An 18,688-nucleotide genomic window follows, 5' to 3' on the forward strand; every position below is an offset into this window, starting at 1 on the left:
GGTGGTCAGGCCCATGGAATCCGTCAGCAGTTCACGATGACCTATCGCGCATCGGCCACCTGTGCACCCCGCAGATTTCGCGGGGATTTCGCCGACCCACCCACCTTGATCGCCGACATGCTGGCAGGCTGGAGGCATGAAGAAGCGCACGTTCGCCGCCCTCGCCCCTGTCGTTGGTGTCGCCGGCCTGGCGATCCAGGATTTGCTGCAGAAGGAGCAGACGCTTCGCCGCAACTACCCCGTTCTTGCCCGGGCGCGCTACATGCTCGAGTCCATCGGCCCGGAGCTGCGCCAGTACATTGTCACGGGCAACGACGAGGAGCGGCCGTTCACCCGCGACCAGCGCCGCTGGGTGTACACGTCGGCGAAGAAGGAGAACAACTACTTCGGCTTCGGTACCGACAACGACACCGAGCGGTCGAACTATCCGATCATCAAGCAGCGCACCTTCTCCGACGTCGCACCGAGCTCGCCCCTGCACGGCGCCGACGACATCCTGCTGCCGAGCGCCAAGGTCCTCGGTGGGCCACGTGGCCGGCGCGCGGCCTTCCGTCCGCGTTCGGTCGTCAACGTCTCGGCGATGTCCTTCGGGTCACTGAGCCCACAGGCGATCCAGGCCCTCAACAAGGGCGCGAAGCTAGGTGGATTCCTGCACAACACCGGTGAGGGCGGACTGTCCGATCACCACCGGCAGGGCGGCGATCTCATCCTCCAGATCGGAACCGGCTACTTCGGCTGCCGGGACGCCGACGGCCGTTTCGATCTCGACCGGTTGATGAAGGTCGTCGAGTCCGCGCCGGTGAAGGCGATCGAGATCAAGCTCAGCCAGGGCGCCAAGCCCGGCCTCGGAGGCCATCTGCCCGGCGCGAAGGTCAACGCGGAGATCGCGCGGATCCGCGGCGTCGAGGAAGGGAAGGACGTCATCAGCCCGTCCCGGCATTCCGCCTTCCGCAACACCGATGAGATGCTCGACTTCGTCGAGCGGATCGCCGACGCCACTGGGATCCCAGTCGGCGTGAAGTCGGCCGTCGGCCACCTCGGCTTCTGGGAGGAGCTCGCCGACCTGATGACCGACGGCCAGCGAGGGGTCGACTTCATCACGATCGACGGAGGCGAGGGCGGCACGGGCGCGGCGCCGATGGTGTTCGCCGACAACGTGTCCTTCCCGTTCCGCGTCGGCTTTGCCGAGGTCTACAAGTCTTTCGCGGCGGCGGGGATCACCGATCGGGTGACCTGGATCGGCTCGGGCAAGCTCGGCTTTCCCGACACGGCAGTGATCGCGTTCGCGCTGGGCGCCGACATGGTGAACGTCGCGCGCGAGGCGATGCTCGCGGTCGGGTGCATCCAGGCGCAGAAGTGCCACACCGACCACTGCCCGACCGGCGTCGCGACCCAGAACGCGTGGCTCGCGCGCGGTCTGGATCCGCAGAACAAGGCGCACCGCCTGGCAAACTACGTCTCCACGCTCAGGCGCGATCTGCTGAAGGTGTCCGAAGCGGCCGGCGTCGCACATCCGGTGCTCATCACGACGGACGACGTGGCGATGCTCGACGGCGATCGGAAGCAGACAACCATTCGCGAGGTCTACGGCTACGAGCCAGGCTGGGGGCTGCCGACGCCCGAGATCGCCGCTGAGATCAGCGAGATCATGGCCACCCAGAACACCGGGCCGGTGGACCGGGTCGAGGAAACGCCGCCGCTGCCGACCGCCGACTCCGCGCAGACCGAGACCGGAGAGTAGTCCCCGGGGCCCCGACCTTCGGTCGCGGCAGGAGTCACGCGTAGCGCGACGGCCGGGGCCGGACGACCGAGCGGTCCAGATGGACCGGGGTTACCTGCGGGTGGGCATTGAGCACGGCATCGACGTGTGCGAGGTCGTTCAACTCTTGCAGGATCACTCTGGTCGGCGTCATCAGCTGAAGGTCTCCCCCGGCACCGCGTTCCAGGATCTCCCCAACCGGCAGCCACTCGGAGGCAAGCGCTTCCGTCGTGGTGTTGACCGGCGATCTGGGGTCGGACGCCGGCAGGTGGGTGACCATGAAGTGCACCTGGAATCGCTTCGGGAAGCCCGGGGGTGTCGTCCAGTCATCCCACGGGAGCAGCTCGCCCGGGTCGAGCCGGACGCCGGTCTCCTCGGCCATCTCGCGGAGTGCGGTCGCCAGCAGCACCCGCACGGCCAGTCGATCGTCCTCCGAGTCGCGGACGTACGTCGAGTCGGCCCACACTTCGGCGAGCTCGTCCAGCGCCGATGCGCTCAGCTCGGGAGCGTTCTCGACGTCGACCGGATCGATGCGACCGCCTGGAAACACCACGACGCCCGGCGCGAAGTCCATCGTGTGAACACGATGCTGGACGAACGCCTCAAGACCTCGATCGCCGTCACGTAAGGGGATCACGCTCACAGCCGGGCGAGCGACGACGCCGGGGGTGATCTCGCGAAGCATCGCCACGCGCCGGCCCGATCGATGAAGCCCGAGCTTCCGCTCGTGCTCCACGACCGGTCGGAGGCGCTCCGGCGGCTCGACCACATGGAATCCGAGATTCTCGTAGAACGGCGCATTCCAAGGAATGTCCGCGAACGTCATCAGCGACATGCTGTTGCCACCTCGGCTGGCCACGAGGTCAGCAGCGGCGTAAGCCAGCTCCGTCCCGAGCCCCTGGCGAGCGTGGTCGGGATGCACAGACATCTGCTCCAGGTGGTACTCGCCGTCGATCTGGATCACGTGCGCGAAGCCGGTCGGCGTCTCACCGGTCACGAGGATGAATCCGCCGGCGGCCGCTCGCTCCTCCCCGGTTGGGGGAGCCGGCCACTCGCTCGTGTCGAGGACGTCATCGAACATCCGATCGGCTGCGGCCTCGATCGCTTGTAGAGCAGGCAGATCCCGCTTTTCCGCCAGCCGCGCACGGTCCATGTCAGGCACCAGAGTCCGCGTCCCACCCATCCGGCTTGGGCCACAGACCCGCGCTCGCCATCGCTCGCGCCTCGTCCAGGCTCAGTACGTCGGCCCATCCACCCGTCGTAGCCGGATCGACGTCGCGGTACTTCTTCAGCTCCAGCCGGCCGATCTGGTTACGGTGCACCTCGTCCGGCCCGTCGGCCAGCCGCAGCAACCGTGCCGTGCCCAGCGCGGCGGCCAGCAGGTGGTCATTCGCGGACCCGCCGCCACCGAAGACCTGGATGGCCCAGTCCACGATCTGCTGCGCCATGTTCGGAGCCGCGACCTTGATCATCGCGATCTCCTGCCTTGCGACCTTGTTGCCGACGGTGTCCATCATCTCGGCGGCCTTCATGGTCAGCAACCGGTTCTGCTCGATCATGATGCGCGCCTCCGCGATCCGTTCGAGCGTTACGGTCTGCTCCGAAAGCGGGCGGCCGAACGGGGCCCGAAGCTCGGCGCGGCGGCACATCCGTTCCAGCACCCTCTCGCACAGGCCGATCAACCGCATGCAGTGGTGGATTCGACCCGGGCCCAGGCGGCCCTGGGCGATCTCGAATCCGCGGCCCTCGCCCAGCAGCATGTTCGAAGCAGGCACGCGAACGTTCTCGAACAGCACCTCGGAGGCGCGATCCGGAACGCCGTAGAAGCCGAGCACCGGGAGTGACCGGATCACCTCGACACCGGGGGTGTCCTTGGGCACGAGGATCATCGACTGCCGTTTGTAGGGGCTCTCGTTCTCCGGATCGCTCTTGCCCATGAAGATGATGATCTTGCAGCGGGGATCGGTCGCCCCGGTCGTGTACCACTTGCGGCCGTTGATCACGTACTCGTCGCCGTCCCGCACGATGGAGCTACCGATCGCGGTCGCGTCGGACGACGCCTCCTCGGGCTCGGTCATCGCGAAGGACGAGCGGATCTCGCCGGCCAGCAGTGGCTCGAGCCACTGCTGCTTCTGCTCCTGGGAGCCGTAGCGCAGGATCGTCTCCATGTTGCCGGTGTCGGGCGCGGAGCAGTTGAAGACCTCGGGCGCCATCGCGCTGCGTCCCATGATCTCGCACAGCGGCGCGTATTCCGCGTTGGTGAGGCCCTCGTCGGACTCCGCCGCGGGCAGCCAGAGATTCCACAGGCCGGCTTCGCGGGCCAGCGGCTTGAGCTCCTCCATCACCGGATAGGTCGACCACGGTCCCAGCTTCTCGGCCTCCTGGTAGTAGCGACGCTCGTTCGGGTAGATGTGCTCGGTCATGAACGCCTTCAGGCGCTCGGCCAGGTCCTCCGTGCGTGAGGTCGTGCTCATGGTGCGCTATCCCTTCGGTCGAACGGTCAGGATCTGGGACATCGACCCGATCGGGCCGGTCTCGTCGTGCAGGATGCTGTGGGTGAGGCCGACGCCGTCCGCGCCGAAGCTGACGGCGGTGTCGAAACCGAGCCAGTCGCCACGTGGCTCGGCGAAGAAATGCGCCGTCAGGTCGACGTTCGGGAAGGCAACGTCCTGTGGGCTCTGCCGGACCGTCATGCCGTTGGCGATGTCGATCAGGCCGGCCGCCCGCGCGATCCCGCTGACCTGCTCCCCCTCGATCAGCTCAACTCTGGGGCGCACCCAGAAGGCGGCCTGTCCGGGCTCATGCTGCTGTCGGTGGGCGTCGGCAGAGGCGATGAACCCGCCGGGCCAGACCTCGGTCGGGCTCCAGGGTTGAAGCTGATGGCGGTCGGGAATCCGCGGCAGCGGGGTGCCCTCGACCCGGGCGGTGTCCTGTCGCTGCAGCAGCCACGCGCGCAGCAGGACAGCGGAACGCCCTTCGTGGCTCAGGACCGCCTCGACGAGCTCGATGGTGCGCCCGGCACGGATCACCCGCACCTCGATTGTCACCTCGCCTACCGGGACAGTGCCGAGGATGTCGTACGACAGCCGGCTGATCATCAGTTGATCGTCCCTGCGGCGGTCCCGGTCCCGCTCTACCTCATGAATCATCAGGCCGAGCGCGGGGCTGATGTGCTGCTCACGTGGATCCCAGGCACCGCTCGTGTGCTCGGACGCGCGGTAGCGGCCCGCGCCCACGGAGGTGAAGTACGCCTGCGGCATCCCGCCCACCTCCCTTTCTTTGCCGATCCTAACGATCGGCAGCGGGGATTGGCCTCAGTGGGCGAGCTTGAGCCCGACGACGCAGCCGATGATGCCGACGAGCAGCAGGACCTTCACCAGGGATATCGGCTCGGTGCCGGTCGCCATGGCGTAGGCGACGGTACCGACGGCCCCGATGGCGACCCATACGGCGTAGGCCGTGCCGGTGGGCAGGTCGCGCATCGCGTAGGCCAGGCCAGCCATGCTGATGATGACGGCCACGAAGAAGACGACCGTCGGGCCCAGCCGGCTGAAGTTCTCCGATTTTCCCAGCGCCGTCGCCCATACGGCCTCGAGCACGCCGGACAGAATGAGAATGGTCCATGCCATGAGTGGGTCACTCCCCCGGGCCGTCTTGTCGCTCGCCGGGTACGGCACCCCTCGTCCGGGAACTCGGGTGGAGTTCGTCTACCAGGCTCTCACACCGGGCCAGGCCACGGTGGTCTCCGGTGAGCAACACCACCAGCGCTGCTCACGACGCTGATCCTGCTCAGCTGTCGAGGAAGCGGCGGATGATCTCGGTGAAGACCTGCGCCTGCTCCGAGTGGACCCAGTGGCCGGCGTCCTTCACGACCACCTTGCGTACCAACGGAAACAGCTCGCGCATCGTATCGGCGTACTCGTCGCGGACGTAGTCGGAGTTCGCACCGGCCACCCAGAGCACGGGACCGTCGTACGGGTGCTTATCGAGCCCGTCGGGGAAGCTGCCGATGCTGCCGAGCTCCGCACGGAGCAGGTCGAGGTTGGCCTTCCATTCCCACCGACCCTCGCGGTGGGTGAGGTTCTGCAGCAGGAATCCGCGGACTGTGCGCGACCGGATGCGGTCGGTGAGTTGATTGTCGGCCTGACTGCGCGACGCCAGCGTGCTGAGGTCAAGAGCAAGGAGGCTGTCGAGCAGATGCTCGAACTCCGAGCTCTCGGCCGAGACCACCGGGGAGATGTCCACGACTGCGAGCCGTTCGACCAGGTCGGGATGGCGCAGCGCGAGCACCATTGCCACCTTCCCGCCCATCGAGTGTCCGACGACCGCAGCGCGCCCATCGGCCTGCTCACGAATGACGCCGGCCACCGCCTCGGCCATCTGCCCGTAATCCACGTGCTCGGTCCACTGCGAGGCGCCGTGATTGGGCAGGTCGACGAGGACGGACCGGTGGCGTGGAGCGAGCGCCTTGGCGATCGACGTGAAGTTCTTGCCCTGGCCGAACAGCCCGTGCAGAAACAGGACGGGCTCTCCGTCGCCGTCGATCACCGTGGTGGCGACGGAGGACGGGTCAGTCATCCGAGCCCGTACCGTAAAGGCGCTTGACGTCGTCAGTGTCTGCGGCTGGGTCAATCCCTTGCGTGGTGGCGATCTGATGAATCGTGCTCGCGAGTCGGACGTCGCGCTCGGTCACTGCGCCGACATCGTGGCTCACGAGCCGGATCTGAACCGACGGATAGGTCAGCAGGACGTCGGGGTGATGGTCAGCCTGGTCTGCAGCTTCGGCGATCGCGCTGACAAAGCGGGCACCCGCGTTGAAGTCGCCGGTCGCGTAGCCGGCGTAGATACCCGCGGGGCCGCCGCTCCAGCCTTCGAGCGCGGCGTCCTTGATCTGATCGGAGGTCAGCTTTCCCATACGCCCATCGTCGCAGCACCCGGGAGCTCCCGCACGGCGAGCCCGATCACGAAGCTCCTTACCGGATCGCGCGGCCGTCGAGCCAGGCGCGCGCACGTCGTCGGACCGCTCGCCTAGTAACGTGCGGCATGGCCGAGGCGAACCGGTGGACGTCGTCTACCTGTGCAGCGCGCGAGCGGCTCATGCGCGCAGTGCTGACCGCGTCCGGTGGGGAGAGGAGAGTGCCGTGCAACCCGACTTCCTGGTCGTCGGCGCCGGCGCGTCCGGATGCGCACTCGCCAACAGGCTGAGTGAAGACCCCTCGGTGCGCGTGCTGCTGCTCGAGCGCGGCCCCCGCAGCTCGTCTCCGGCCACCCTCGTGCCACGGGCCTTTCCACTCGCGCTGCGCTCGCCGAGAATGACCAGCTACCCGACACTTCCCATTGTCGGCACCGGACAGCCCGAGTACTGGGTGCGTGGAATCGGGCTCGGCGGGTCGACCGTCATCAACGGGATGATGTACCTGCGCGGCGAGCCGTCGGCGTACGACGAGCTGGAGGCCACAACCGAGGACGGGTGGGGCTGGACAGCATTCCGGTCCGCATTCGACGATCTCGAGCGCCGGTACCTGCACCCGACAACCGCACCGCTGAATCCGTTGAGCGAGCGGATAGTCGACGCCATGTCCGCTCGTGGGGCGCTCCGCGTGCCAGACCTCAATGGCGCGGTCGGAGCAAGGGCCGGAGCCACCCCCGGGACCATACTCAGTGGTGTACGCCGGAGCGCCGAGCAGGCTTTCGTTGCTCCGGTGGCCAATCGGCCGAATCTGCATGTACTCACGGGCGTGGAGGCGCAATCCCTGCTATGGCAAGGAAAGCAGGTGGTCGGCGTACGCGCCCGGCGCGGTCAGTCCACGGGCGACATCCTCGCCGGACGTGTCGTGCTGAGCGCGGGCACGATCGAGACCCCCTTGCTGCTTGAGCGCTCCGGCATTGGACAACCAGATCTGCTCCGGCGCGCCGGGATCGACGTACGCGTCGAGAGCCCTCGGGTCGGCGAAGGGGTTCGCGAGCAACGGGGACAGTCCTTGCAGCTCTACCTCCGTCACGGTGTCGCGGGGTCGCGGGAGTTGTCCACTCCAACCGGGATCGTGCGGGAGACGGTGCGCTATGCCGTCGCGCGCACGGGTGCGCTGGCCAGGCCGGCGTACGACGTCACCGGACTGTTGCCTAGCGGCGGGCACGGCGGGCCGGTGGAGCTGCAGGTCATGGCGGTGCCCTTCGCGCTCGACCGTGGCGGGGCGCTGCGGCCCGATCGTGCCCCCGGTGTACTGCTCGTGGGTTATCCGATCCGGCCGACTACGGCGAGCAGCATCCATATCAACGCCGATGACCCGACCGGACCACCGAGGATCGCGGCGCGCTACGAGGAGACGCCCGAGGACGTCGCAGCCCAGCGCGCCCTCAGCGCGTCACTGCGGACGATCGCGCGAGCGCCGGCACTCGTCGATGTCACAGATGCCACCCGTAGCTCCGGCGTCATCCACCGCGCGGGCCACGGTTCGTCGATCTACCACGCGGTCGGCTCGGTGGCCCTGGGACCCCACGACCAGTGCCCTGCAGATCCGCAGCTGCGGGTGCGTGGCACGACAGGACTCTACGTGGCCGACCTGTCGATACTCCCCTTCCACACCAGCGGAAGCACGGCCGCGCCCGCCATGGCGATCGGCTGGCTCGCCGCCGACCGACTCCTCGCGAGCGACTGAGTCTCGCCCGCGCGGCGTCAGCTGCGAAGTACCTACTCCACGGCCTTGCCCGTGGCGAGCTCGTCGACGAGCTTGTCCAGGTACCGGATCTTCTGCATGAGCGGGTCTTCGACGTTCTCGCCGCGTACGCCGCACACGACGCCGGCGCGGCCCTTCTTCTCAGCGGCGCCCGGCAGGTCCCGCTTAGCTTGCCGCCGGACCGTCGACGTTCACGGTCGGCACTCCGCTTCCGCAGCGCACGATCACGGCATGCGAGGTCGTGTCGCCGGGGTTGGATTCGCGGTGAATGGCGCCCGCGGGCACCCGGATGAAGTCTCCCGCCTTGGCCTCGACTACGTCCTCCCCGTTCGGCCCGGACTCTAGCCGGAACTCCCCGGACACGACGTAGATCGTCGTCTCGTGGTCACCATGGTGATGCCAGCCGGTCACCGCCTTCGGCTCGGTGTCGACCGTGCCGGTCCACATTCCTTCGGAGTGGGCCGCGAGCTTGCGGTGCATGCCAGGTGTCGGATCGGCGTCCGTCAGATCGTCGCCTGCGAACAGTGAACAGGGCCGTGCGGGATCGTGCGAGTACTCCTGGGTCGTCATGCGCAGATTCTGTCAGAAGACTGAGCCGGAAACCTTGTGCGGCTTCGGTGAGCCTGAACGCCTGAGGCGATCCACCACGTCGCGCACACCGGGTCTCGGCACCCGACCTGGCGCGGGCACTCGAGCTCTGGTGAGGCTCATCGGTACCGAGATGCGCGAGCTTACGGGCTACATGCTCGAGGTCTCGTCCGAGGAGATGAAGCAGGTCGTGCGCAACTACTTCGAGATCACCGGCGGCACGACGGTCAAGGACTACGCCGCCGCGGCCGCTGTCCACAGACCCCTGGTTGTCCACAGATGTGCCCGGATCGGTTTTCGTGTCGGCGGAAGTGTCGGTGCTGGTCCGTAGCGTGTGTGTCATGGATCTCAGGCAGGGCGGCGAAGCAGCGGTCACGCTCCCGGGCGGCACGCGCCCGATCGAGTCGCTGCGGGCTGCCCTGAAGGGTCTGGGGTCGTTGGCCGGCGCGGACGCCGATGGGCTGCTCGCTCGGGTGAGTGATGCCGGGTTGATTGACCTGCTCCAGGCCTACCGGCAACTGCGGGCGGTGCTCGCTGCCGGTGAGGCACGCGTCCAGGTCGCGTTCGATGCTTCCCAGCGTGCCGCGGCGGAGCAGCGTGGGGTGCCGAGGGCCGAGCGCGGGAAGGGGATCGCCGATCAGATCGCGCTGGCCCGTGGGGTGAGTGCGCATCGCGCCGCGAACGACCTGGCTGTGGCCAAGGGCCTGGTGACAGAGCTGCCGCAGACCCTGGGCCGGTTAGCGTGCGGCGCGGTCAGTGAGGATGCGGCCCTGGCGGTGGCGAAGGAGACGGTGTGCCTGATGCCGGAGGACCGCGCGATCGTGGACGAGCGCCTCGCGCCGCGGCTGGCGGCGGGTACGAGTGCTCGCCGTGCCGCGTCGCTGGCCCGGGCGGAGGCGGCGCGGGTGGATGGCGAGTCGGTGACGCGGCGGATCGCGATGGCGCACAAGGACCGCACCGTGACCACCCGCCCCGCACCCGACGCCATGGTCTACCTGACCGGCCTGTTGCCGGTGAAGGAAGGCGTGGCGGCCTACGCCTCCCTGGTCGCGCACGCCGTGCCGCCGGCGGTGGCGATCCCCAGTCGTGGGGCATCAGCCGTAGGGCTGTTCTGCTGACCGGGATCCATGATGACCGTCCCGGTCGGATCCAGCTTGATGCCGCCGACACTTGTCGGCCCGCTCCCTGCCCTGCCCCTGGCGGATGGCTGGCCCCAGCTCCAGTCCGGCCAGCCTGCGGTCGCTGAACCGCAGCACCGGAGCCGGTGGGTGGTGCGGAGCTGCGAGGGCGATGGTGACGCCATCCTGCGCCCTGGCCCGCCAGATCGCGTTGATCGCCGACGAGAGGCCTGCGGTGGATCCACCGCGTGTTCACCGACCCGCTTCCGGGCAGGTCGCCAGTCGACAGGCCGCCGTCTTCCCGAGCCTGGCATGACCCGGTCGCGATCAGGCCTGCCGTTCGGCGCGCCGATCCGGATGACCACCAATCCCATGCCGCAGGCGGTGCCACGTCGGCTGAACGGGTAATGTGCCGGCGGTGTAACCAACCAAGACCCGCGGGTGGAAACCGGCGCGTTGGGTCGAGGGAGCACACGGTGATCCGCACTGACCGCACCGCCCGCAATACCCACGCCCCACCTGGGGCCCGACCCGACACCGCCGCACCGTCGACGCAGATCGCGACGCCGGGTGACCACCGCTCCAGACCGGCCCGAGGATGGCACCACCCGGCATCGAACGGCAACTCGCAGGCGCGATCGACGCTTTCCGACACCGGCACCGAGGCGCATAGCCCGTGCTGAGCGGCCCACTGTTGCGAGAAGTCAGACGTGCTGGCAATCGTTGCCGCAGCTGTCGCTTCCCACCGGGCCGTCGGCATGAGATGCCGGACGGTGCAGTATCGCGCTCGTCGGGTTCAGCCGGAAGCCCTCGCCATCCGGCTCTGCCGTGCCGTCAACAATCAGCGTCATGCCCTTGGTCTCACGAGGCGGGCACATCAGCGTCACTGCAGGATTCTGCTCGAGATTGCGCGCTGTCCCCTTGCTGCCAGTCGGTATCCGCAACGACCCGCCGTCCACTTCGGCAACGACGCACACGACCTTGACGCGCCCATCGCCTACCGACAGCAGGTATGCCGTATCGAAGTCTTCGAGCGCCTTGGCCAGGTCCTCGATCTTCACTGGAATGCTCATGCTCGAAGCCTACGTCTCGCACGGCCGTACCCTGGTTGGGCTATGCAGTGCGACTACTTCGATTCCGCCCGGTGCCGGTCGTGCACGCTCATGGGAGTGCCGTACGACGAGCAGCTCAGGAGGAAGGACGACGCCGTCCGGCGGGCTCTCGCCGACGTCGCAGATCACGATGCCTGGTCGCCGCCCTTCGCCAGCCGCGAGGCTGGGTTCCGCAACAAGGCCAAGCTGGCTGTGGGCGGGACGATCAGCCAGCCGACTCTAGGAATCATGGATCGTCAGGGCACCGGCATCGATCTCCGTGGCTGCGGGCTCTACGAGGCCGGCCTGGGTGCCGTCCTGCCCAGGCTCGGCGAGTTCGTTACACAGGCTGCGATTGCGCCGTACCACCTCGGTACCCGGCGCGGCGAGCTCAAGAACCTTCTCGTCACCCACTCCCCTGACGGTGAATTGATGGTCCGATTCGTCTTACGATCCCAGGAGGCCGTCTCACGGATCCGCAAACACCTACCGGATCTGCGCCGTGGCCTACCGCAGCTGCGCGTCGCGTCGGCGAACATACTGCCCGAGCACAAGGCGGTCCTGGAGGGCGACCTCGAGATCCCCTTGACGGACGACGAGTCGCTACCGATGCGCCTCGATGAAGTCACCCTCCATCTGCGCCCGCAATCGTTCTTCCAGACCAACACAGCGGTCGCGGAAGGGCTCTACGCGCAAGCGCAACAGTGGTGCGCTGAGGTAGATGGTACGTATATCTGGGATCTCTACTGTGGTGTCGGCGGGTTCGGCTTACACCTGGCAGCAACTGACCGCCGCGTCACGGGCATCGAGACCTCGCCGGAAGCGGTCGCGAGCGCACGCCTCAGCGCGGTGGACCGACCCGGCCGACTTGAGTTCTTTGCGCAGGATGCCGTCGCGTTTGCGCGCGCCCGGAAGGCTCCCGACCTCGTCGTCGTCAACCCACCACGGCGCGGCATCGGCGACCTGACCGGCTGGATCGAGGCCAGCAGCGTCGCGACGGTTCTCTACTCCTCCTGCAATGCGCAGTCCCTGGCGGTCGATCTGAGCCGGATGCCCTCCATGCGGGTTACCCGAGCGCGCATGTTCGACATGTTCCCGCAAACGAACCACCACGAGGTACTCGTGCTGCTCCAGCGTCGCTAGCGATCGCGACGGACCCACCGGCTCGACGAAGCGACGTCCTCGACCGGCCGGCCGGCCTTGGCCCAACCGGTGAACCCCTCCTCGACATGGGCGACATCCGGAAAGCCCATATCCTTCAGCGCCTGGGCAGCAAGGGCCGATCGCCCGCCACCTGCGCAGTAGAGCACGATCCGCTTGTCGGGCGTGAAGTAGTCCCGGTAGTACTCCGATGCCGGGTCGGCCCAGAACTCGAGCATCCCGCGGGGCACGTGCTTCGAGCCCGGAATCGCGCCGGAATCCACCCGCTCCTGGATCTCGCGGATATCAACGACGAGCAGCCTGTCGTCACCGGCGTCGATCTCGGCCGCCGTCTCGTCGACGGAGAGGTTCTCCAACGACTCCTTGATCTTCTCGACCTGGCCCCACACGGGCTTGATCTCGTGGCTCTCAGTCATGACCGTTCCTCTCTACGATGGCGCGTCCTAGACTGCGCGCATGGATCTCGCCAAGCAGCATCTCGATGTCGGCTTGTTCTCGAACCTACGCGATGAGCAGCTCGACTTCTGGCAGCGCACGGTCGGCCTGGAGTACGACCACGTGGGCAAGCTCGGCGGTGGGGTGCAGCAGCATCGTCACCACATGAACGGCTCCATCTTGAAGATGAACCACGCCCGCGACCCTCTGCCGGACGTGGCGCCGTCCGGCATCGTCGGCCTGCAGATCGCCAGGAAGGACCTCGACGAGCCACTGCACCTGCTCGATCCCGACGGCAATTCCGTGGAGATCGTGCCGCCGGGCACGGACGCGGTCGAGGGAATCGCCGTCCTGCTGCGAGTCAGCGACCCGATGGCGCACGACCGCTTCTGGACCGACGTCATGCAGTTCGAGCGCGCCGGGGACGGCGCATACCGGTGCGGCGACAGCCTCATCCGCATCGTGGACGAGGGTGAGGTCTTCCATCGCGGTGACCAGTGGCGCGGGCCGGGCTATCGATACACGACCGTCCAGGTCTTCGACTGCCAAGCCGAGTACGACGGGATCATCGCTCGCGGGGGCGTCGGGACCACCGCCCCCACAGTGCTCGGGACGACGGTGCGGATGGCTTTCGTGATCGACCCGGACGGCAATCACATCGAGATCAGCCAGCGTGCCAGCCTCACCGGCGGCACGCTTTGACCTGCCCGAGCTAGCCGGGTGGTGACGTGAACCAGCACCCTGCAGACGTGGGTGACCTCATGCTTTGCGGGGCATCACGACGGTGTAGTCGAAGTCGAGGACGACGTTCGGCAGGTACTTACCGTCCTCACCCTTGTACGGGAACTCCGCGCACGGCTGGTCCTTGGTGGCGACGGTGCGCACCCGCAGGGCGCCGACGTCCGACCGGCCAGGCAGCTCGATCTTCTCCAGCACCTCCGACCACGCGTAGACGGTGTCTCCGGCGAAGGTGGGGTTCGAGTGGGTGCCGCCGTTGATCGCGACGATGAACTGCGCGTTCGCCAGCCCGTTGAAGGACAGCGCGCGGGCCAGGCTGATGATGTGACCGCCGTAGATCAGCCGGCGGCCGATCTTCTCCTGTCCCTGCGCGTGCTGGTTGAAGTGCACCTTGGCGGTGTTCTGGTAGAGGCGGGTGGCGAGCATGTGATCGGACTCCTCGATCGTCATGCCGTCCACGTGGTCGATTCGCTCGCCGACCTCGTAGTCGTCCCACAGGAACTCGCTGCCGGCCAAGGCGGTGTCATACGCCTTCGTGTCGACCTCGAACGGGACCTGGAGCGCGGAGGCTTCCACAGCCTTCGGCAGGTCGGGGATCTCGGCATCCGCGACCTGCATCGACTCGTCACGCCTGCGCACCATGACCCAGCGGACGTACTCGAGCACGGTCTCGCCGCGCTGGTTCTTGCCGACCGATCGCACGTAGACGTTGCCGGACTTGCCGTTGCTGTTGGGCTTGAGCCCGATGACGGTCGAGGTCGTGGTCAGCGTGTCGCCGGGGTAGACGGCCGCGCCGTAGACGCCCGCGGCGTACCCAAGGTTGGCGACCGCGTTGAGCGAGACGTCGGGAACGGACTTCCCGAAGACGATGTGGAAGGCCAGCAGGCTGTCGACCGGCATCCGCTCGAAGCCCATCGACCCCGCGAACGTCGAGGCGGACGTCGCCGCGAAGCGCGAGCCGTATAGCGCGGTGTAGAGCGCGATGTCACCCTCGGTGACCGTGCGCGGAGTGGCGTGCACCAGCTCCTGACCCACCCGGAAGTCCTCGAAGTAGTTGCCCTGCACAGTCTTGGTCGACACGCCTGAATGCCTTTCGTAGCCGGTTGCTCGCGCCATTCTCGCAAACGGCTGAGTCAGTGCCGGACGCCGCACCGACCCGGACGAGCCTCACCTAGGCTGGAGCCATGCAGCTCGGCGTGGACTTCGGAACCACACGCACGATCGTGTCGTACGTCGACCGGGGCAACTACCCGGTCGTGAGCTTCACCGACGCTCTGGGTGACACGCATGACCACTTCCCCTCGGTCGCCGCCTTACGCGATGGAGAGCTCGTCTTCGGCTTTGCGGCTCTGGCCGCCGCCGAGTCCGGCGCGCCCGTCGTCCGGTCCTTCAAGCGGATGCTCGCAGCACCGGACGTGAATGCCCACACGCCGATCCACTTCGGGGACAGGGCGCTTGCACTGGGATTCGTGCTCACCGGATTCCTGCAGGCGCTCCTGGAGGCATTGCGCACCGACTCCAGCATCAGCGGCGACCTCGCCAGCCAGATCGAGCCGCAGGCCGTCGTTGCCGTCCCCGCGCACGCGCACGGCGCTCAACGGTTCCTGACCCTCGACGCCTTTCGCCGGTCCGGGTTCGTCGTCCTCGGCGTCCTGAACGAGCCGTCAGCCGCAGGCTTCGAATACACGCACCGCCAGGCCCGCACGCTGAGCTCTCGGCGTACCCGCGTCATCGTCTTCGACCTCGGTGGCGGCACCTTCGATGCCTCGCTGGTCGCGGTCGACGACAAGCGACACGAGGTGCTCGACTCGCTCGGCCTGAACGACCTCGGCGGCGACGACTTCGACCTCGCGCTGGCCGAATGCGCCGCGGATGCGGCCCAGGTCGACCTGGCCGAGCTGTCGGCGCAGGATCGCGCGGCGCTGCTGGACGAGTGCCGCGATGCCAAGGAGCGGCTTACCCCGCAGTCGAAGCGAATCGCGCTCGAGGTCGCAGGCACACCCGTCACCGTCCAGGTCGCCGACTTCTACGACCGCGCGACGCCGTTGGTCGAGCGGGCGATCGATGCGATGGCCCCTCTGGTCGGCGGGCTCGACGACGCCGACGATGCGCTCGCCGAGGTGGCCGGGATCTATCTCGTCGGCGGTGCGAGCTCGCTGCCACTGGTCCCGCGGGTGCTCCGGGAGCGTTTCGGACGTCGCGTGCACCGATCCCCCTACCCCGCGGCGTCCACCGCGATCGGCCTGGCGATCGCCGCCGATGAGTCCTCCGGGTTCTCGCTGAGCGACCGGCTCTCCCGTGGCTTCGGCGTATTCCGCGAGTCCGCCGAGGGCGAGCAGGTCGACTTCGACCCGATCTTCGATCGCACCACCGCCCTCGGACCAGGTGCCGTCGTCGAGCGCGAGTACGACGCGGCACACAACGTCGGCTGGTACCGGTTCGTGGAGTACTCGCGGATGGACGCCGACGGGCAGCCGCGCGGCGAGCTCACCCCGTACGGCGAGGTGATCTTTCCCTTCGATCCGGCCCTCCAGCAGACCGCCGAGCTCGCCAGCCTGACCGTCGCTCGTCGCGAAGGCGGTCCGCGGATTCGCGAGACCTACCGCGTCGATGAGCAAGGTCTCGTCTCGGCCACCATCCTGGACCTGAGCACGGGTCACCGCATCGAGATCATGCTCACCGGCGCGAGCTGGCCGACGCCCACCAACCAACGGGAGACCCGATGACCGCGCCCTTCCATTCACCGCAGCTGACGCTGTTCAGCACCGACATCGAACGCCTCCGGGAGTTCTACGCACGCCTCGGCTTCACTCAGCAGCTGCGCTATCCCGCCGACGGCGCAGCGCAGCAGATCGAGCTCACGCTCGACGGCCTGACGCTCCGGCTGTCGGATCGGGACTCGACGGTCTCCGAGTTCGGACTGTCTGCCGATCTCAGCGGTCACGGCGCGGCCCTGACGGTGTGGTGCGACGACGTCGTCGCGGCCCATGACCGCCTGACCAAGGTCGGCATCGCCTCGCTCGCGCTACCCCGTGACTGGCATGGCGGCCTCCGCACGGCCTGGCTGGCCGACCCGGACGGCAACCCGGTCCAGCTGATCCAGCCGGCCGCCGCCACCTCACCCAAGCCCCCGACGGCACCCGCGACGGCTCCCACACCGAGTGCACCTGCCGTACCCGCGAGCCAGGAAGAGCCCGCGACGGACGGACTCCCGGCAACCGAGCCGTCCGATGACGACCTGCCACTGCCCCAGTCTCCGCTCCCTGCCGGCTACTACACCGAGGACGGCACACCGACCTTCGACGCCGTCGCGGAGCGCATCCACCAGCGAGCAGCCACCGCTGAGGGCAACGAGGTGCTCGATGACGAGTCGCAGCGTGGACGCGATGCGACAGATCAGTTCAGCAGGCTCAAGCAGGCGGGCCAGGACCGGCTCGCCCAGCTACGCAAATCGATGGGCCTCGACTCCTGAGCGCTCAGCCGGACTTGCGGAAGCGCAGCAGGGCCGCGTCGTCATTCACCCGGTCGAATACCGCGGTGACTGCGTCGCCGACCTGCGGGTCGTCGTCGAAGCCGAGCAGGTTGGTCATCACCCGCGGCCCTTCCTCGAGCTCGACGTACGCGAGCACATACGGCCCGGCGTCGCGGTACTCGGCGAGTCCCTTCTGGGTGCGCGTCCAGCTGTAGACGGTGCCCCGCCCGGACGCCTCGAAGGTGCTGAGCTCCTGGGTCCAGCACACCGGGCAGATCGCCCGCGGGTGCCAGATCACCGCCTGGCACCCATCGCAGCGCTGCAGGACGACGACGCCTCGGGTGGTGCCCTCCCAGTAGGCCGCGGCGTCCGGATTGATCACGACCTCCGGGACGGGAAGCTGCTGGCTCATCGTCTACTCCCTTCCGAGGATCAGCGTCGCCGATCCCATGCGGTTGCCGAGGTTGCCGCCGGTGCCGTGTGCGAGGGCGATCTCGCAGTCGGCCACCTGGACGGCGGGATGGGCCTCGCCGCGGAGCTGGCGAACGGCCTCGATGACCTTCGTGATTCCGCCGCGGTTGGTCGGGTGGTTGTTGCACAGGCCGCCGCCGTCGGTGTTGAACGGCAGGGCACCATCAGGCGCTTCCAACGCCCCGTCGGCGACATACGCCCCGCCCTGGCCCTTCTCGCAGAATCCCAGATCTTCGATGGTCTCGACCACCGTGATGGTGAACGAGTCGTAGATGCTGGCGTAGTCGATGTCGGCGTGGGTCACTTTCGCCTCCTCGAAGGCGCGCGGACCTGACCAGCGCGCCCCCGTGTAGGTGAGGTCGATGCGTCCGTTGTCGGCAGTCTTCGGTGACTCACCGTGCCCGAGGACGGCGACCGACTGGCGATCGAGCCGTGCGGCGACCTCCGGGCTCACGACAATGAGGGCTCCGCCGCCATCGGTCACCACGCAGCAGTCGAGCCGGTGCAGCGGATCGCTGACCATCGGCGAGGCGAGCACCTCCTCGATGGTCACCTCCTTCGGCAGGAAGGCGTTGGGGTTGTGCTTCGCGTGCTTCGACGCCGCCACCTTGACCGCGGCGAGCTGCTCGGAAGTGGTGCCGTACTCGTGCATGTGGCGCCGGGCGGCCAGTGCGTACCCGCCGGGGGTCGTCAGACCGTAGACCGCCTCGAACGAGTGCTCGGGAGCGTTCGGTCGAGCCGCACCGGCGACCGCCCCACCTGTTCGCGGCTTGCCGCCGAGGGTGATCAGCGCGATCTGGCACTTCCCTGCGGCGATGGCAGCTGCCGCGTGCCCGACCTGCGCGACCGGCGAGCTGCCACCCATCTCGGTGACGTCTATGTAGGACAGTCGCAGGCCCATGTAGTCGGCCAACGAGAGTGCCCCGAAGCCGGGCGCGTCGCCGGAGCAGAAGAAGCCGTCGACGTCGCCCAGGCTGATGCCGGCGTCCGCGCAGGCGCCGATGGCGGCCTCAGCATGGATCTGGGCGTGAGAGGTATCGGGAAGGTGGCGTCCCGGATGCTCATAGGCACCCGCGATGCGTGCGTGGCTATCGACCATGGCCGACCTTTCGAGTGGGCAAATGCTCGTCTGACAGGTTCGGGCAACGTTAGCATTGCTAACGATCGATGCGCGATGT

General features: G+C 67.8%; 21 protein-coding genes and 1 riboswitch. Of the genes, 8 read left to right on the plus strand and 13 right to left on the minus strand.

Features of this window, described 5'->3' with window-relative positions; all coding sequences use genetic code 11:
- Positions 1 to 136 precede the first annotated feature (136 nt).
- Entirely contained in the window at positions 137 to 1,741 is a 1,605-nt protein-coding gene (locus tag DAA40_RS01730) for an FMN-binding glutamate synthase family protein (RefSeq protein WP_106848010.1), read from the plus strand.
- Positions 1,742 to 1,775: 34 nt separating this feature from the next.
- Here DAA40_RS01730 and DAA40_RS01735 read toward each other — a convergent pair whose 3' ends face one another.
- The 6 genes from DAA40_RS01735 to DAA40_RS01760 form a co-directional block, all read right to left on the minus strand.
- Complete coding sequence (locus tag DAA40_RS01735) at positions 1,776 to 2,912, minus strand: GNAT family N-acetyltransferase (RefSeq protein WP_106848011.1); 1,137 nt, start codon at positions 2,910 to 2,912, stop codon at positions 1,776 to 1,778.
- A 1-nt stretch (position 2,913) separates the two neighbouring features.
- On the minus strand, positions 2,914 to 4,233 hold the full coding sequence (locus DAA40_RS01740) for an acyl-CoA dehydrogenase family protein (protein ID WP_106848012.1): 1,320 nt from the start codon (positions 4,231 to 4,233) through the stop codon (positions 2,914 to 2,916).
- A gap of 6 nt (positions 4,234 to 4,239) precedes the next feature.
- The gene (locus DAA40_RS01745) at positions 4,240 to 5,019 is read right to left on the minus strand and encodes a thioesterase family protein (protein WP_106848013.1); all 780 of its coding nucleotides are present in this window, start codon (positions 5,017 to 5,019) and stop codon (positions 4,240 to 4,242) included.
- Between the two features lie 54 nt (positions 5,020 to 5,073).
- Entirely contained in the window at positions 5,074 to 5,388 is a 315-nt protein-coding gene (locus DAA40_RS01750; protein WP_199849457.1) for a multidrug efflux SMR transporter, read from the minus strand.
- Between the two features lie 14 nt (positions 5,389 to 5,402).
- Positions 5,403 to 5,467: riboswitch (guanidine-III (ykkC-III) riboswitch) on the minus strand.
- An 81-nt stretch (positions 5,468 to 5,548) separates the two neighbouring features.
- Complete coding sequence (locus tag DAA40_RS01755; protein WP_234356197.1) at positions 5,549 to 6,337, minus strand: alpha/beta fold hydrolase; 789 nt, start codon at positions 6,335 to 6,337, stop codon at positions 5,549 to 5,551.
- Positions 6,330 to 6,674, minus strand: a complete 345-nt coding sequence (locus tag DAA40_RS01760) for a 4a-hydroxytetrahydrobiopterin dehydratase (RefSeq protein ID WP_106848015.1) — start codon at positions 6,672 to 6,674, stop codon at positions 6,330 to 6,332. Before DAA40_RS01760 ends, DAA40_RS01755 begins: the two co-directional genes overlap by 8 nt.
- 226 nt (positions 6,675 to 6,900) lie before the next feature.
- Between DAA40_RS01760 and DAA40_RS01765 the strand changes: the two genes are divergently transcribed.
- Positions 6,901 to 8,418 (plus strand): GMC family oxidoreductase, encoded by a 1,518-nt coding sequence (locus tag DAA40_RS01765; RefSeq protein ID WP_158716169.1) that lies wholly within the window; start codon positions 6,901 to 6,903, stop codon positions 8,416 to 8,418.
- Between the two features lie 32 nt (positions 8,419 to 8,450).
- On the opposite strand, the gene DAA40_RS01770 is transcribed toward DAA40_RS01765, so the two are convergent.
- Entirely contained in the window at positions 8,451 to 8,555 is a 105-nt protein-coding gene (locus tag DAA40_RS01770) for a DUF2200 family protein (protein WP_234356198.1), read from the minus strand.
- Positions 8,556 to 8,601: 46 nt separating this feature from the next.
- Positions 8,602 to 9,006 carry a cupin domain-containing protein gene (locus tag DAA40_RS01775; protein ID WP_106848018.1) on the minus strand — a complete coding sequence of 135 codons (405 nt, stop codon included), beginning with the start codon at positions 9,004 to 9,006 and terminating at the stop codon, positions 8,602 to 8,604.
- A gap of 151 nt (positions 9,007 to 9,157) precedes the next feature.
- On the opposite strand from DAA40_RS01775, the gene DAA40_RS01780 reads away from it, so the two are divergent.
- Together DAA40_RS01780 and DAA40_RS01785 are read left to right on the plus strand one after the other, a co-directional pair.
- Positions 9,158 to 9,355, plus strand: a complete 198-nt coding sequence (locus DAA40_RS01780) for a hypothetical protein (RefSeq protein WP_158716170.1) — start codon at positions 9,158 to 9,160, stop codon at positions 9,353 to 9,355.
- A 10-nt stretch (positions 9,356 to 9,365) separates the two neighbouring features.
- Positions 9,366 to 10,142, plus strand: coding sequence for a DUF222 domain-containing protein (locus DAA40_RS01785; RefSeq protein ID WP_106848020.1), 777 nt, complete (start codon positions 9,366 to 9,368; stop codon positions 10,140 to 10,142).
- Between the two features lie 704 nt (positions 10,143 to 10,846).
- Here the strand turns inward: DAA40_RS01785 and DAA40_RS01790 are convergent.
- On the minus strand, positions 10,847 to 11,215 hold the full coding sequence (locus DAA40_RS01790; RefSeq protein ID WP_106848021.1) for a pyridoxamine 5'-phosphate oxidase family protein: 369 nt from the start codon (positions 11,213 to 11,215) through the stop codon (positions 10,847 to 10,849).
- 42 nt (positions 11,216 to 11,257) lie between these two features.
- Here DAA40_RS01790 and rlmC point away from each other — a divergent pair, with 42 nt between their 5' ends.
- Complete coding sequence (rlmC, locus tag DAA40_RS01795) at positions 11,258 to 12,376, plus strand: 23S rRNA (uracil(747)-C(5))-methyltransferase RlmC (protein ID WP_106848022.1); 1,119 nt, start codon at positions 11,258 to 11,260, stop codon at positions 12,374 to 12,376.
- Here the strand turns inward: rlmC and DAA40_RS01800 are convergent.
- Entirely contained in the window at positions 12,373 to 12,810 is a 438-nt protein-coding gene (locus DAA40_RS01800; RefSeq protein ID WP_106848023.1) for a rhodanese-like domain-containing protein, read from the minus strand. The two genes, rlmC and DAA40_RS01800, sit on opposite strands and share 4 nt — an antisense overlap.
- A gap of 40 nt (positions 12,811 to 12,850) precedes the next feature.
- Between DAA40_RS01800 and DAA40_RS01805 the strand changes: the two genes are divergently transcribed.
- Positions 12,851 to 13,531 carry a VOC family protein gene (locus tag DAA40_RS01805; RefSeq protein ID WP_106848024.1) on the plus strand — a complete coding sequence of 227 codons (681 nt, stop codon included), beginning with the start codon at positions 12,851 to 12,853 and terminating at the stop codon, positions 13,529 to 13,531.
- 57 nt (positions 13,532 to 13,588) lie between these two features.
- On the opposite strand, the gene DAA40_RS01810 is transcribed toward DAA40_RS01805, so the two are convergent.
- Positions 13,589 to 14,647, minus strand: coding sequence for a MaoC family dehydratase (locus DAA40_RS01810; RefSeq protein WP_106848025.1), 1,059 nt, complete (start codon positions 14,645 to 14,647; stop codon positions 13,589 to 13,591).
- A gap of 104 nt (positions 14,648 to 14,751) precedes the next feature.
- Here DAA40_RS01810 and DAA40_RS01815 point away from each other — a divergent pair, with 104 nt between their 5' ends.
- Positions 14,752 to 16,293 carry an Hsp70 family protein gene (locus DAA40_RS01815; RefSeq protein ID WP_106848026.1) on the plus strand — a complete coding sequence of 514 codons (1,542 nt, stop codon included), beginning with the start codon at positions 14,752 to 14,754 and terminating at the stop codon, positions 16,291 to 16,293.
- Positions 16,290 to 17,039 (plus strand): VOC family protein, encoded by a 750-nt coding sequence (locus DAA40_RS16300; protein ID WP_199849458.1) that lies wholly within the window; start codon positions 16,290 to 16,292, stop codon positions 17,037 to 17,039. The genes DAA40_RS01815 and DAA40_RS16300 overlap by 4 nt, the downstream gene beginning before the upstream one ends.
- Before the next feature lie 4 nt (positions 17,040 to 17,043).
- Here DAA40_RS16300 and DAA40_RS01825 read toward each other — a convergent pair whose 3' ends face one another.
- Entirely contained in the window at positions 17,044 to 17,451 is a 408-nt protein-coding gene (locus DAA40_RS01825; RefSeq protein WP_106848027.1) for a Zn-ribbon domain-containing OB-fold protein, read from the minus strand.
- Between the two features lie 3 nt (positions 17,452 to 17,454).
- Complete coding sequence (locus DAA40_RS01830) at positions 17,455 to 18,609, minus strand: thiolase domain-containing protein (protein ID WP_106848028.1); 1,155 nt, start codon at positions 18,607 to 18,609, stop codon at positions 17,455 to 17,457.
- Positions 18,610 to 18,688 lie beyond the last annotated feature (79 nt).

Source organism: Blastococcus sp. Marseille-P5729, from assembly GCF_900292035.1.
Classification (GTDB): Bacteria; Actinomycetota; Actinomycetes; order Mycobacteriales; family Antricoccaceae; genus Cumulibacter.